Annotated in this window: 11 protein-coding genes; 5 read left to right on the forward strand and 6 right to left on the reverse strand. The window is 72.6% G+C overall.

The window, feature by feature from the left end:
* Positions 1–79: 79 nt before the first annotated feature.
* On the reverse strand, positions 80–1,309 hold the full coding sequence (locus ABTW87_RS22765; protein WP_350652967.1) for a PucR family transcriptional regulator: 1,230 nt from the start codon (positions 1,307–1,309) through the stop codon (positions 80–82).
* A gap of 231 nt (positions 1,310–1,540) precedes the next feature.
* On the opposite strand from ABTW87_RS22765, the gene ABTW87_RS22770 reads away from it, so the two are divergent.
* A complete protein-coding gene (locus tag ABTW87_RS22770; RefSeq protein ID WP_350652968.1) occupies positions 1,541–2,878 on the forward strand; it encodes a nicotinate phosphoribosyltransferase in 1,338 nt (445 codons plus the stop codon).
* 261 nt (positions 2,879–3,139) lie between these two features.
* On the opposite strand, the gene ABTW87_RS22775 is transcribed toward ABTW87_RS22770, so the two are convergent.
* From ABTW87_RS22775 to ABTW87_RS22785, 3 genes are all read right to left on the reverse strand, one after another.
* Positions 3,140–4,696, reverse strand: a complete 1,557-nt coding sequence (locus ABTW87_RS22775; protein WP_350652969.1) for an HNH endonuclease signature motif containing protein — start codon at positions 4,694–4,696, stop codon at positions 3,140–3,142.
* Positions 4,697–4,864: 168 nt separating this feature from the next.
* Positions 4,865–5,638, reverse strand: coding sequence for an ABC transporter permease (locus ABTW87_RS22780; protein WP_350652970.1), 774 nt, complete (start codon positions 5,636–5,638; stop codon positions 4,865–4,867).
* Positions 5,635–6,369, reverse strand: coding sequence for an ABC transporter ATP-binding protein (locus ABTW87_RS22785; RefSeq protein ID WP_350652971.1), 735 nt, complete (start codon positions 6,367–6,369; stop codon positions 5,635–5,637). The genes ABTW87_RS22780 and ABTW87_RS22785 overlap by 4 nt, the downstream gene beginning before the upstream one ends.
* A gap of 47 nt (positions 6,370–6,416) precedes the next feature.
* On the opposite strand from ABTW87_RS22785, the gene ABTW87_RS22790 reads away from it, so the two are divergent.
* The gene (locus tag ABTW87_RS22790; RefSeq protein WP_502891631.1) at positions 6,417–7,598 is read left to right on the forward strand and encodes a sensor histidine kinase; all 1,182 of its coding nucleotides are present in this window, start codon (positions 6,417–6,419) and stop codon (positions 7,596–7,598) included.
* Complete coding sequence (locus ABTW87_RS22795; protein ID WP_350652973.1) at positions 7,595–8,299, forward strand: response regulator; 705 nt, start codon at positions 7,595–7,597, stop codon at positions 8,297–8,299. Before ABTW87_RS22790 ends, ABTW87_RS22795 begins: the two co-directional genes overlap by 4 nt.
* Before the next feature lie 32 nt (positions 8,300–8,331).
* Here the strand turns inward: ABTW87_RS22795 and ABTW87_RS22800 are convergent, their stop codons facing one another.
* Positions 8,332–9,051: a hypothetical protein gene (locus ABTW87_RS22800; RefSeq protein ID WP_350652974.1), complete on the reverse strand. Its 720-nt coding sequence runs from the start codon at positions 9,049–9,051 to the stop codon at positions 8,332–8,334.
* A 252-nt stretch (positions 9,052–9,303) separates the two neighbouring features.
* Between ABTW87_RS22800 and ABTW87_RS22805 the strand changes: the two genes are divergently transcribed.
* Entirely contained in the window at positions 9,304–9,771 is a 468-nt protein-coding gene (locus ABTW87_RS22805) for a hypothetical protein (protein WP_350652975.1), read from the forward strand.
* A gap of 29 nt (positions 9,772–9,800) precedes the next feature.
* Here the strand turns inward: ABTW87_RS22805 and ABTW87_RS22810 are convergent, their stop codons facing one another.
* Positions 9,801–11,846 carry a glycosyl hydrolase family 28-related protein gene (locus tag ABTW87_RS22810; RefSeq protein ID WP_350652976.1) on the reverse strand — a complete coding sequence of 682 codons (2,046 nt, stop codon included), beginning with the start codon at positions 11,844–11,846 and terminating at the stop codon, positions 9,801–9,803.
* A 287-nt stretch (positions 11,847–12,133) separates the two neighbouring features.
* Here ABTW87_RS22810 and ABTW87_RS22815 point away from each other — a divergent pair, with 287 nt between their 5' ends.
* Positions 12,134–14,080 (forward strand): ABC transporter ATP-binding protein, encoded by a 1,947-nt coding sequence (locus ABTW87_RS22815; protein ID WP_350652977.1) that lies wholly within the window; start codon positions 12,134–12,136, stop codon positions 14,078–14,080.
* Positions 14,081–14,092: the final 12 nt, after the last annotated feature.

Genomic DNA, 14,092 nt, shown 5'->3' on the forward strand with positions numbered 1-14,092 from the left:
AACCTACGAACCGCTGCGCCACCGGGTCATCAGGCACCTGTCGAAGATCCCGATCCCGTCTTGCTACGCCTGTCGCACCTCACTCCTCCGCCCGGTGGCGTCCGGTCAGCCGGGCCAGCTTGAGTGCCAGGTGCAGGCAGAGCCGTTCGCCGCCGTCCTTCAGGTCGGTGCCGGCGAGCTCCTCGATGCGTTGCAGGCGGTAGTACAGCGTCGTGCGGTGCAGCCGCAGCTCGGCGGCGGTGGCGTGGGCGTTGCCGGCCAGGTCCAGGTAGCGCTCCAGGGTGGTCAGCAGCGCCTGGTTGCCGGTGCCGCCGAGCAGCCGGGCCAGCCCGGGGTGGACGTCGGCCACGTCGAGGTCGTGCTCGCCGAGCCGGGCCAGCGCCCGGTAGACGCCCAGCCCGGACCAGGACACCACCCGGCCCAGCGCCGGCAGCCGCGCGCCGACCCGGGCGGCGTGCAGGGCCTCCACGTACGAGTCGACGGCGTCCACCAGCCGGGGACGGGTCCGGCCGACGCCGACCACCGTCCGCTCGACCGCCGCGAGAGCGCGGGTGACCTGCCGCAGGTCGTCGTCGAGATGCCGGGCCGCGACCTCCGGCGTCGGCCGGCCGGCGGCCGGCTCGGCGGGCAGCAGCAGCACCCCGTGGTCGTGGCGCAGCAGGTGCAGCGCCTCGCGGACGCCGGCCCGCCGGCGCGCCGCCACAAGCGACTGCTCCAGCGCGATCCGGGCCCGCTCGTCCGGCTGCCGCGCCTCGGCCGCGACCAACCGCGCGACGAGCACCGTCGTCGGGCCGTCGCCGGCGATCATCCCGGCCTCCAGCAGTGCCCGGACCGCCTGCTCGCGGGTCTCCGGGCTGTCCGCGAGCAGCGTCCGCGCCGCCTCGGTCTCGCGCTGCGCGGCCAGCTCGCCGAGCAGGTTCTCCCGGTACAAAGCCAGGGACAGCTCCTTGAGCAGCCCGGTCGCCGCCAGGTCGACGTCGGTCATGGTGCCGTCGGGGTCGATGAACCACACGAAGCCGAGCAGCAGGTCGTGGTGGCGCACCGGGACGCAGAGCCGGGGCAGCAGGTCCAGGTCGGGACGGGCCGGGGTGCGCACCGGCGCGTGGGCGTCGGCGATGCCGAACTCGCGCAGCCAGGCGATCACCTCGGGGGTGGTCTGCCGGCGCAGGATCGACGCCCGGCGCACCTCGTCCATCAGCCCGGTCTGTTCGCTGTAGACGACGACCCGCTGCCGCCGGTCCTCGATCAGGGCGGGTCGGCCGGCGTGGGCGGCCACGGCGTCGACGATGCGTTGCAGATCGCCCTGCACCAGGCTCCCTTCCGCGCCCCGACCATCGGCGGGCGCCACCCGGGGCGCGTCATGATCGGAACTCCTGTCTACACCTGCGGAGAGCGTCGGGCCAGGCCCGTCCGTTACGGGCGGCCCGCCCGGCGGATGTCGCGTTTCCGGCCCGTGGTGGCGCCGGTTCGACCACAGTTGGTGCGTGACCTGACTGCCCGGTTCCGGCCGGTCCGGCACCGGCGCGGGGGAGGAGGCGACGTGACCGGGCTGCGGACCGACCTGTACGAGCTGCGGATGGCGGCCAGCTACCTGCGGCGCGACCTGACCGACCGGGCCACGTTCAGCCTCTTCGTCCGTCGCCTGCCGCGCCGGCGGGGCTTCCTGGTCGCCGCCGGGCTGGACGAGGCGTTGGCGTTCCTGGAGACCTTCACGTTCGACTGCGACGACCTGGCGTACCTGCGTGACGTCGTGGGGTTCGACAAGCCGACCCTGACCGCGCTCTCCGTGCTGCGGTTCACCGGCGACGTGTGGGCGGTGCCGGAGGGCCGGGTGGTGTTCGCCGACGAGCCGTTGCTCGAGGTGACCGCGCCGATCGCCGAGGCGCAACTGGTCGAGACCGGTCTGCTGAACCTGCTCACCTTCCAGACCACGGTGGCCAGCAAGGCGGCCCGCTGTCGGCTCGCCGCCGGCGGCGCGCAACTGGTGGACTTCGCGTTCCGCCGCACCCACGGGGTGGCGGCCGGCGCCGGCGTGGCGCGGGCGTCGGCCATCGCCGGATTCGGCGCCACCAGCCATGTCGAGGCCGCCCGACGGTACGGGCTGCCACCGTCCGGCACGATGGCCCACTCGTACGTCGAGGCGTTCCCCGACGAGCGGGCCGCGTTCCGGGCGTTCGCCGCCGACTTCCCCGCCGATCCGATCTTCCTGGTCGACACCTACGACACTCCCGCCGGCGTACGGGCCGCCGTGGACGTCATCCGGGAGCTGGGCCTGACCGGGCCGGCCGGGGTGCGGCTGGACTCGGGCGACCTGGCCGCCCTGGCCCGGCAGACCCGGGCCATCCTGGATGACGCGGGGCTGACCGGGGTCCGGATCGTGGCCAGCGGCAGCCTCGACGAGGACGTGATCGCCGGGCTCGTCGAGGCGGGGGCGCCGATCGACGCGTACGGCGTCGGCACGAAGATGGGCGTCTCGCACGACGCGCCCTCCCTGGACAGCGCCTACAAGCTGGTCGCCTACGGGGACCGGCCGGTGCTCAAGCTGTCGCCGGGCAAGGCCACCCTGCCCGGCGCCAAGCAGGTCTTCCGCGACCGCGCCGGCTCGGCGGGAGACATCGTCGGTCTGCGCGACGAACCGTCGCCGCCGGGCCGGGAGGCACTGCTGGTGCCGGTGATGCGGGACGGGCGCCGGCTGGACGACGTCGATCCGGCCGGTGCGGTACGCGCCGCCCGCGAGCGCTTCGACGCCGACCTGGCATGGCTGCCCGAGTCGGCACGCCGGCTGGCGGACCCCGTGCCGCTCACCGCGACGGTCAGTCCGGCGCTGACCGCGCTGCACGAGCGGGTGGCCGCCCGAGTGGGTGTAACCAGTTCTTGACGGCGGCCCCCGGCCAGCGCGAATGATCCCGGTGATCGGCGTCGTTTCGATCTCCGCGCTTCCGGGCCTCGGCATGGTGGGCCGGGCACGGTGGTCGGGTCGTAGTGGTCGGGTCAGGGTGACCGGCTCGCGGTGGTCGGCTCGCGGTGGTCGGGTCGCGGTCGGCTCGTGGTGGTCGGCTCGCGGTGGTCGGGTCACGGTCGGCTCGTGGTGGTCGGGTCAGGGTGACCGGCTCGCGGTGGTCAGGTCGTGGTGGTCGGGTCACGGCGGTCGGGGACGGGCGGGTGCTCTGGTAGGGGTCCGCGTCGCGGGCGGTCGTGGTGGCGGGTCGGCGGTTGCTGGGGACCGGCCGCCGGGGTGGACGGAGCGACGCCCGCCGTCGCGTCGTTGGAGCGCGGGGCTCCGGAGGTCGCCGCCCGGTGCGCCGCGCGGCGTGGGGCGGAGGTGCGGGCGGTGGTGGTGGTTGCGGCGAGGGCGCCGGTCGGGGTCGAGCCAGGCCGGTGGGAGGAACTCGGGTAGCCCGTCGGCGGCGAGGCGGACGTGCCAGTCGTGGTGGTGGATCTGGCGGTGGTGGTGACGGCAGAGCAGGACGGCGTTGGCGAGGCTCGTTTCGCCGCCGTCGGCCCAGTGACGCAGGTGGTGGCCCTCGCACCAGCGGGGTGGTCGATCGCAGCTGGGGAAGGCGCAGCCCCGGTCGCGCAGGACGAGCGCGCGGCGCAGCGGGCCGGCGATGAGGCGACGTCGGCGGCCGACGTCCAGGACCTGACCGGCGCCGCCGAGGACGATCGGGAGGATCGCGGCGTCGCAGGCGAGACGTCGGACGCTGTCGGCGGGCAGGGTGAGGCCGGTGTCGAGGGCGCCCGTTCCGAGTTGGGCCGCGAGGGCGTCGTAGGCGGTGGTGACGATGATCTGGGCGGCTTCGCCGCCGTGTTCCGGTAGCTGACCGGTGCGGAGGGTCAGACGGCACAGGTCGGCGAGAGCGTCGTGGCGGCGTTGGCCGGGGGTGCGGGTGTCGTCGGGCCCGCTGGGTGCGGTGAGGGGGTCGAGGGCGGCGTGCAGCAGGGCGGCCGTTTCGGAGTCGAGGTTGCCGGTGAGGCGGAGCCGGCCGTCGCTGTGGTGGGACAGCGTGAGGTAGCGGTCCCGGTCGGCACGGGCAGCCTCGGCGGCCAGTGCCTTCTCGGCGGCGCGTTCGGCCACTTCCGGTGCGATGTGGTCGAGGATCCGCGCGCTGAGCCGGCGCAGGAGACCGGCGTCGAACTGGCCGGACCAGTCGACGAGCAGGTCGGCGGACCGCTCGGCGGCCTCCGCGCCGGCCTCGGCGCGGACCTTGGCGACCGTCTCGGCAATGACTCGCGCCTGCTCGACGTCGATCCAGCCGTCGGCCAGCGCGGCACGGACGCCAGCGAACCCGGCACCGGAGCCGGTCGATCCCGCCGACGCGCCGGCCGGCCCGTCCTGAGCCGCTCCGCCCCGGGACGCCCCGGCCATCGACAGCCCGGCCCCCAACGACCCGGCTCCGGACGGGCCGCCTGGCCCGGCGTCCAACGCGACGGCGAGCTCGACCAACCGTCGCGCCCTGCGAACGGTCAACCGCAGCCGCTCGCGCAGCCACACCGCGGTCGACGAGGCGCCCTGCGCGACCGCCGTGCCCCGCCCGTCCAGCTCCCGAACCAGCGCGAGCTTCACCGCGGCGAGCCGCTGCTCCAGCCGGTGCGCGGCATCGAGGGCGTCGACGAGCTGCTGATCGGGCATCGACCAGACAGCGGCGTCCACGCACGGCCGGATGTCGACCTCCGCCCGCGCCAGCTCCTCCAACACGTCACGAACCTAGAACACGTGTACGACACTTTCCGATGACACGACAAGCTCGGGTTTCGCGGTCACTTCTTGGTGGTGTACCAGGGCGCGTGGACGCGGTGGTCGCGCACGACGGCGGGGAAGGTCGTCCGCCCCGAGGATCTTGGAGTGTGCCGCGTCGTAGTGCCCTTATGTATCCCGGCGGCGCATCGCGACGTATCCGGCGAGCAGTGCAGTCACCGTCCATAACGCCATGAGTCCGATCCCGGTCCAGGGGCCGTAGGGGCGAGCGAAGCGTGGGTCATCCGCCTGCCCGACGATGTGCATGATCACCTGGCCCGCCTGGTCCGGCAGGTACTGCGTGACGGTCTTCAGCTTTGGCACGTTGCCCAGGCCCTGTGAGCCGAGGAAGAGCAGCGGGAGAAGGATGCCCAGGGTTGGAATCGCGGTGCGCAGCAGCGTCGCCAGCCCGGTCGCGAACAGGTAGATGAGCGTGAGGTAGAGGCATGCGCCGGCGACCGCGACGGGCACACCGTCAGCATTCAGCGAGGTGCCGTGCGGGCCGAGGCCGGCCTGCGCGGCGGCGAAGGTGGCGATTACGGTCATCGCGGCGACTGCGGCGGCCAGCAGCGCCCCAGTGAGCACCTTGGCGGCGTAGAACGCGCCGCGTTGCGGTACCACGGTGAGGCTGGTGCGGATCGTTGCGGTGGAGTATTCGCTGGTGACTACGAACACCGCGAGCACGACCAGCGGGAGTTGGCCGATGGTGAGGCTGTAGAAGGTGGCGAAGAGCGGGTCGAATCCCGCCTGCTGGTCCGGGGGCAGGTGCGCGAAGTTGGCTCGGAAGCTGAGCCCGACCAGGTAAGCGAGGCCAACGCTGAGCGCGACGGTCAGCACCACGCTCCAGATCGTTGACCGGACCGAACGGATCTTGATCCACTCGGCCGAGATCAGCGCGGTCATCGGCGGTCACCGCCGGCCCGGTGCTCGGTCGCGTCGTCGGTCAGCCGCAGGTACGCCTCTTCGAGGGAGGTCGCCCCAGCGCTGGTGATGAGCTCGCCGACCGTCGTGTCGGCGATCAACCGGCCCCGGCCGATGATGATCAGCCGGTCGGCGATCACCTCAATTTCATTCATCAGATGGCTGGAGAGCAGTACCGTCCGCCCCTCGGCGGCGAGCGCCCGCATGAGCTCGCGGATCCACCGCACGCCCTGCGGGTCGAGCCCATTGACCGGCTCATCGAGGATCAGGATGCCCGGGTCTCCGAGCAGGGCCGCCGCGATACCCAGCCGCTGCCGCATGCCGAGCGAGAAGCCACCGACCCGCTTGCGGGCCGCCCCGGCCAGGCCCACCTGCTCCAAAATTGACGCTATCCGGGCGGGTCCGATGCTGTTGGTTCTGGCTAGCCAGCGCAGGTGATTGATCGCCGATCGGTTCGGGTGCACGGCGTTCGCGTCGAGTAGGGCGCCCACCTCGTGCAGCGGGTGGCGGATCGACCCGTACGTGAGACCGTTCACTAGGGCCTGACCCGCGGTCGGCGCGGCCAGCCCGAGCAGCAGCCGGATGGTGGTGGTCTTGCCGGCGCCGTTGGGGCCGAGAAAGCCGGTGACCATGCCCGGCTTGACAGTGAAGGAGAGCCGGTCGACGGCGACCGTGTTCTGGTACCGCTTGGTCAGTTGGTGGATTTCGATCACGTCGGCCACCATGCCCGAAGGCGGCGCCGGGCGCGTCGGAGCAGGGGATGACCTACCCAGGGGGGAGGTACCGCTCCGTGCATGTCGATACCGTCAGCGAGGTGTACCGGAGCGGGCGGCTGCGTCGCCGTCATTTGATCGCGCTCGACGGCTTGGCCGCGGCGGGATATCTACTGTTGTTTGTGCCCTCCGCCGTCGTGCGCGCCGACGCGCCGGCCTGGTTCGCGGTGCCTCTCGTTGTCGCGGTCGGGGCGCCGGTGGCGGTGCGGCGGTTCTGGCCGGTACCGGTGTTTCTGGTCGTGTTCGCGGCCTCGGTGGCGGCGCTGGCTGCCGGTGTGCTGGTGGATCCGTTCGTCGCGGCCGCGTTCGCGCTGTACCCGGTCGCCACCTGCGCCCGGCGAGCATGGGTGCCCACCCCAGTGGCCGGCGCGGTAGCGACGGCCGTGCTGGTCGGCGGCGCAGTCGCGGGCACGCCGTACGAGTCGTGGCACCGGCTCGGCGTCATCGTGCTCGGCGCCGGGTTCCTGGCCGGAGCATGGACCGCCGGCCGGATGGTGCGTGAGCGCCGCGACGACGCCGCCCGCTCGGCCGCGGAGCTGGCCGGCCGCGCGGCCGCCGAGGAGCGTCTGCGTATCGCCCGTGAGCTACACGACGTGGTTGCGCACAGCATGAGCCTGATAGCGGTGAAGGCCGGCATCGCGAATCACGTGATGGCGGTACGGCCCGATGAGGCGCAGGACGCGTTGGGGGTCATCGAGGCCACGAGCCGTACCGCGCTGGCCGAAATGCGCCAGCTGCTCGGCGTGCTGCGCTCCGGTGCGGACACTGCCCAACTGGCCCCGGCTCCCGGGCTGGCCGGGCTGCCCGCGCTGGTCGAGCGGGCCGAACAGGCCGGCGTACCGGTCGACTTCGACGTGCGGGGTACGGATCGGCTGCCCGAGGGCGTGGCGCTGTCGGTGTATCGGATCGTTCAGGAGGCGTTGACGAACGTGGTCCGCCACGCGGCACCGACCCGCTGCCAGGTCTCGGTGGCGGTCGGATGCGGCGAAGTCCACGTCGAGGTGACCGACGACGGGCCCGGGACGCGGGTGCTGCCGCCCGACCGGAGCGCCGGGCACGGGCTGATCGGCATGCGCGAGCGGGCACTTATGTACGACGGCTCGTTCCACGCCGGGCCCCGGCCGGAGGGCGGGTTCGGCGTGTCCGCACGCCTACCCTATGAGCCATGACCGAGCCGATCCGGGTACTCATCGCCGACGACCAGGCCCTGGTGCGGGGCAGCTTCCGCGTACTCGTGGACACCGCCCCCGGGCTCACCGCGGTCGGCGAGGCAGGCACCGGTACCGAGGCGGTCACGCTCGCCCGCGATGCCCGACCCGACGTGGTGCTCATGGACGTCCGGATGCCCGAGATGGACGGCATCGCGGCGACCCGGCACATCTGCGCCCGGCCCGGCCCGGGGCCGAGGGTGCTCATGCTGACCACGTTCGACCTCGATGAGTACGTGTACGCGGCATTGCGCGCGGGCGCGAGTGGCTTCCTGCTCAAGGACGCCCCACCAGCCGACCTGCTGGCCGCTATCCGGGTCGTCGCCGCGGGCGAAGGGCTGCTCGCACCGACCGTAACCCGGCGGCTGATCGCCGAATTCGCCCGGCGCACGCTCCCAGCCCGCCCACTGGTCAGCGGACTCAACGGGGTCACCGACCGGGAGCGGGAGGTGCTCACACTCATCGCCCGCGGACTGTCCAACCCGGAGATCGCCGAGCACCTGCACCTCAGCCCGGCCACAGTGAAGACCCACATCGGGCACCTGCTGACGAAGCTCGACGCGCGCGACCGGGCGCAGCTCGTCATCACGGCCTACGAATCGGGCCTTGTGACACCGGCGTCGTCAATGAAGGATGACGCGGCGAAACATCAACGATGGTGACGCCCTGCAGCTCACGCCCACCGGGCGCTGTGTCACGGCCCGGTGGGCGTGGCGCGCGTACCGTCGGGCACGGCCGTCTCCGCCTCCGGCGGCGGGCCTCCGGTGGCCGGCGCCGGCCCGAACATCGCCTCGCCCTTGGCGAACCACGCCACCCCGAATGCCAGCACCGCGACCGCCTCGCACCAGAACAGCGGCCGGAGCAGATCGCGGGTGGATTCCGGTAGCGCGTTGCTGGCCAGGCCGATCGCGATCGCGGCGAGGATGAGACCGCCGCAGGTGTGGTAGAGCCCGCTGCGGACCCGGGTGTGGACCTCGCGCGGGTCGCGCCGGGGGAACAGGACGAGGCAGAAGAGGGCCAGGATGACGAACAGCGCCGCGGCGGCGACCTGGTGCACCCGCCCGACGAGGACGTCGCCGGAGGTGATCACCGAGCCGGTCTGCTGCGTGGCGGCCGGAAACACGGCGACGACGACCGCAAGCGCACCTGCGACGGTGCTGAGCAGGTCGTCCAGCTTCCGGTGCCGGTAGGAGATGAGGAAGACGCCGATCGCGCACAGGCTGCCCACGAAGACATCCCGCATCTCGGTGTAGTAGTAGGCGCTGAGCGACGACAGCATCGTCGGCCGGCCGGTGACCAGGGAGTGGCCGGCGACGAGGACGACCGGCAGCGCCACGCCCACGATGCCGATCCCGAGGCGCAGGCGGCGTACCGTCTGGGCGTCCTGCGGCCGTCTCGACGGCGAAAGGTCCATGGTCGCCTCCGTGCGTCGTCACCCGGCAGCTCCCGCCCGGCGACGGCTACCTCCAGTGCAGCCGGAGCGACCGTCCGTGTCAATGCGTCCGGTCTGGCGCCATCCACCGGTGGTCCCCACCGCAGCCCTGGAACGTTTGCCCGGCTGGCCGGCGGGAAGACCGGCCGGGCGCGACCGTCGGTCGGACCCCCGGTGGTGCCCGACAATCGGCGGCGCGCCGCACGGGCGGGCGGATCTCGAGGAGGAGCGGGGATGGCCGACGGCAGAAGCGCGAAACCGGCGGGCAGCCGGCCGACCGGGGCGAGGAAGGTCACCGGGGCGAAGAAGGCCCCGATGAACCCGAGGGCGGCGGCGAAGAAGGTCGCCACCGCCACGAAGCGCGCCACCGGGGCGAGCGCGGCCAAGGCACCGGGCGGGCAGCCGACGTCGACCACGACCCGGGTCGCGCGGAAGAAGAGCACCGCGGCCACGACAACGGCGACCCGCCGGCCGACCGAGGGAGCGACCGCGGCGAAGAAGGCGACGAAGGCGGTGGCGAAGAAGGCGCCCGGGACGAAGGCGACGGCACGAACGGCGCCCGCCGCGAAGCGAACGCCCGCGACGCAGGCCGCCGTGAAGAAGGCGCCGCCGACGACGGCGGCCCGGAAGAAGGCGGCACCCAAGCGGGCGACCACCATGGAGTCGTTCGGCAGCCGCCGGACCTCCCGCACGGGCAGGTGACCTGGCCGTACGGGAGGTCGGACGCGCCGTCACCAGCGGGACGGCGGCGGCGGTGGCACGACCGGTGGCCGGTCGTCGCAGGTGATGGTGTTCGGCAGCAGCCAGGGGGCCAGCCACCCGCCGTCGTTGCCGCCGAGATCGGTGAGGCCGAACTCGGACCCGGCCGGCGTGAAGTGGAACGACCCGCAGTTGTTGACGCCGACGGCCCCGACGTTGCGGGCGTCCACGTTGGCGAACGACGCCGAGCCGGCCGTACGGGCGCTGACCACCGAGGTGCCGGTGCCGTCGACGCGGATGTCCCGGAAGCGGACGTTGCTGATCGAGTGGAGATCCTTCACCGCCCACTCACTGACCAGCATGATCGCGTTGTACGTGTTGTCGAGGTACGCGTCGCCGACCACCTCGACGCGAGCGTCGATGCTGCGGTCCAGGGCGTAGAGCCAGATGGCGCCCAGCCCGATCTTCCAGTTCAGCTCGTACGTGCCGGCGCGGACGGTGGTGTTGCCCGTGATCAGTAGGTGCCCGGTGAACGGCTCCGCGCCGAACCGGGAGCCGACCTGGATCGCGCTGCCCTCCCGGACCGGATCGGCGACCAGGTTGTGCGAGACGGTGTTGTCCGTGCCGCCGTAGATCGCGATGCCGTTGGCCAGCACCGGTGACTGCACGGTGTTGCGGGTGAACGTGTTGCGGGCGTTGGCGACCTTCTCCGACCACATGGCGAGGCCGTCGTCGCCGGTGTTGCGGACGAAGTTGTTCGCGACCACCGAGTCGGTCACCGCGGTGTGGAAGTTCAGCGCGTCGGCGATCTGGTCGACGATGATGTTGTCGGTGACGCGGACGTTGCGCATCGGACCGTCGAACCAGATGCCCACCTTTGTGTGCTGCAGGTAGAGACCGTCGATCGTGGAGTCGCTCATGGCGCCGCCGATCGCGTTGACCTGGTCGGTGTCGATGCGCTCCCGTACGTCACCGGAGATCGTGAAGCCGGAGAGGTGGACGTTGCGGCTGCCGCCGTCGGCGGCGTCCCGTCCGTAGAAGCCGACGCCGGTGTGCACCGAGCCGTCCGGGGCGGGGCTGGGCAGGGCGACCTCGCGGCCCTTCACGATCGTGTACCAGTTGCCGGCGCCCTCGATCGTGACGTCGTCGACGATGATGTGCCGGTTCACCTGGTACGTGCCGGGCGGCAGGTACACCGGCAGGCCGGTGCGCCGGGCGACGGCGATGGCCCGCTCCAGGGCGGGCGCCGAGTCGCGGCGGCCGGTCGGGTCGGCCCCGAAGGCCAGCACGTTCGCGGCCACCAGCCGTACGCGCGGCGGGCCGACCAGTTCCGAGTCGAGCAGGTCGATGACCGTCCACTCCGCGTTGGTGCGCGCGGGAGCGGTGAGCCGGATCCGGTCGCCGGCGCGGTAGGTGCGACCGAGCAGCAGGCGCTGTTCGTCGTAGAAGTGGCTGGGGCGGAACGGCTTGGTGATGCTGGGGTACGGCGTGGTCTGGGCCGGTACGCACGAGCACTCGGTGATCCACCAGTCCGGGTGCAGCAGGTCGGCCTGCGGGTCGTTGGTGAACGGGTACTGGTTGTAGAGCCAGGAGTACCGCGAGGTGAGTGTCATCGTGCGGATCCGCTTGCCGTTGGCGGCGACGTCCAGCGGCGCGTTGATTCCGCCGCCGTTCGGTGCGTCCGGGATGCTGTAGCGCACGGTGATCGCGTTGGCGGCGGCCGGCAGGACGAACTCGACGTACCGGCCGGGGAGGAGCTTGACCGCCTGCCGCCCGGAGGCCTCGGACGGGAGCGTGTAGGCGTTCCGGTCCGGACCGATGACCTCGCCGTCGGTGACCGCGTTCTCCGCCTCCTGTTCCAGGAAGGCGACCTGTGCGCCCCTGCCGGCGACGAGTGACGGGTCGAGCGCGGCGCGGGTGACCACCGGTGCGTGGTCCGCCGGGCGGCCGGCGGCGGTCGCGGCCGGCGGGCCGGTGAGGAGACCGAGCATCGTGGCGAGCGCCGTCGCGGCGGCGCTCGCCCGGACGGTTGGACGACGGCGGATGGGTGGGGCGGCCGCTCGCTGGGTGGGGTTCATCGTGGACTCATCTCTTCTCGGTGGTGTGGTGCCGAGGGACATCGCCACGGCCCGCTGAGCCCGGGAGCGGTGGCATTGGCGGTCATGATGTCAGCGGTGGACATCCAACTGCAAGAGATGAGTAGACAACTGAAAACTTCTATCGTGACTCTGAAACAATGCGGTGGCTCGGACTGGTGCGGTCGCCCAGTCGGAGACACTGCAGCGCGGCCGGTGGCTGCCGGTGAGGATTTTGACGGACCCTCCTGCCACCATGGGTGACCGTTCGACCACGTACTGGAGGCGACGTGTCATCGTCCACAACTGGCCGCGACCGTCCGGCCGAGACCCCGGCGGAGCCCGTCCTGCCGGAGCTGCGTGCCATGTGGTGGGAGACCGGGGTGCGCGCCCGCGCGGAGGCCGGGCTGCTCGCCGTCTTCGCCGAGCTGCCCCGGCTGGTGGGCCAGGCGGTGGTGATCAGCTGGCGGGCCGACCGGCTCCGCACTTCGGTGGTGGCGGTCGCGACCATCGGCTCCGGCGCGATGGCCGCCGGCGGCCTGCTCGCCGCGCAGCGGGTGCTCGTCGAGCTGTTCGCGGGCGGTCCGACCGCCGACAAGGTGGTCGCCGCCCTGCCCGCGCTCGCGGTCCTCGCCGCGCTGACGGGGCTGCGCGGCGGCATGGGCATCGCCACCGGGTACGCCCTCAACGGACTCACCCCCCGCGTGGACCGCGAGGTCGAGCGCGGCCTGTTCGAGGTCACCACCGCCGTGCGGTTGGACGCCTTCGACGCCGATGCGTTCGCCGACGACATGGAACGGGCCACCCGGGGCACCGATGCGGCGATCGACCTGGTGCAGGCCACGATGAACCTGGCCGCCGGGCTGGTCGGCCTGCTCGGGGTGGCGGTCGCGGTGGTGGTCATCCACCCGTTGCTGCTTGTCGCGCTGCTGGTGGCGACCGTGCCCGGCGGGTGGGCCGCGCTGCGCGCCGGGCACCTGCGGTACGGGACGTACATCGCCGGCTCGGTCCGCCGGCGTCGGCTGTGGATCCTGCACCGGCTGATGGCGGAGCGGGCCTCCGCGCCGGAGCTGCGGTCGTACGGGCTGCGGCGCTTCCTGCTCGACCAGTACGACCGGGTGATGGACACCGAGACCGGCATCCAGCTCGCACTGGCCCGCCGGGTCACCACGACCACGACCGTCGGGGCGCTGGTCGGCGGGCTCGCCACCGCGGTCGTGTACGTCCTGCTGGGGCTGCTGCTGATCGACGGGCAGATCCCGCTGGCCGCGGCGGCGACCTGCGTGATCGCCGTGCAGGCCGCGCAGCGGTCGCTCAGCACGGTGACCTTCCAGATCGACCGCGTCTACGCCGACGGGCAGCACTTCGGCGACTACACCGGTTTCATGGCCCGGGCCGCCGACTACATCGACCCGGCCGACGGGTCACGCCGCGATCCCGGCCCCCTTCGCGAGGTCGGCGTGCGTGGGGTGACGCTGCGCTACCCGGATCGGGACGCGCCCGCCGTGGACGACGTCACCCTCACCGTCCGCTCCGGTGAGACCGTGGCGTTCGTGGGGGAGAACGGCTCCGGCAAGACCACCCTCGCCGCGTTGATCGCGACCCTGCGCGCCCCGACCGCCGGCGCCGTCGAGTGGAACGGCCGCCCGCTCGCCGAGTGGGACCTGGCGCGGGTGCGGTCGCGGATCGCCGTGGTCACGCAGGAGTACCACAAGTGGCCGTTCACCGCCGCCACAAACATCGCCGTCGGCGACGTCGACCGCGAGGTCCGCCAGGACGACATCGAGTCGGCGGCCGCGCGCGCCGCCGCGCACGAGATGATCAAAGACCTGCCGTACGGGTACGAGACATTGCTCGACCGCACCTTCGCCAAGGGGCAGGATCTCTCCGGCGGGCAGTGGCAGCGGATCACCGCCGCCCGAGGGTTTCTCCGCGACGCCGATCTGCTGATCATGGACGAGCCGTCCTCCGCCCTGGACCCGCGCGCCGAGGACGCCCTCTTTCAGGCCATCCGGGACCGGCACGGGCGGGCGACGACGATCCTCATCACCCACCGGCTGGCGAACGTCCGCCACGCGGACCGTATCTTCGTGCTGCACGAGGGTGCCCTGGTCGAGTCCGGCACCCACGACGAGTTGATCGCCGTCGCCGGTCGGTACGCCGAGTTGTTCGCCCTCCAGGCGGCCGGTTACGACGCCGCGCCGGTGGCGCGCCCGCCGGCGCCCCGTCAACCCTGAGCCGTCGCCGCG

Source organism: Micromonospora sp. NPDC126480 (genome assembly GCF_040302465.1).
Lineage (GTDB): Bacteria > Actinomycetota > Actinomycetes > Mycobacteriales > Micromonosporaceae > Micromonospora.

Excerpts from the sequence above, each read along its gene's own strand:
- ABTW87_RS22780 (WP_350652970.1), bottom strand. The coding sequence starts at position 5,638 with ATGACCGCGCTGATCTCGGCCGAGTGGATCAAGATCCGTTCGGTCCGG.
- ABTW87_RS22790 (WP_502891631.1), top strand. The coding sequence starts at position 6,417 with ATGACCTACCCAGGGGGGAGGTACCGCTCCGTGCATGTCGATACCGTC.
- ABTW87_RS22795 (WP_350652973.1), top strand. The coding sequence starts at position 7,595 with ATGACCGAGCCGATCCGGGTACTCATCGCCGACGACCAGGCCCTGGTG.
- ABTW87_RS22800 (WP_350652974.1), bottom strand. The coding sequence starts at position 9,051 with ATGGACCTTTCGCCGTCGAGACGGCCGCAGGACGCCCAGACGGTACGC.
- ABTW87_RS22805 (WP_350652975.1), top strand. The coding sequence starts at position 9,304 with ATGGCCGACGGCAGAAGCGCGAAACCGGCGGGCAGCCGGCCGACCGGG.
- ABTW87_RS22810 (WP_350652976.1), bottom strand. The coding sequence starts at position 11,846 with ATGAACCCCACCCAGCGAGCGGCCGCCCCACCCATCCGCCGTCGTCCA.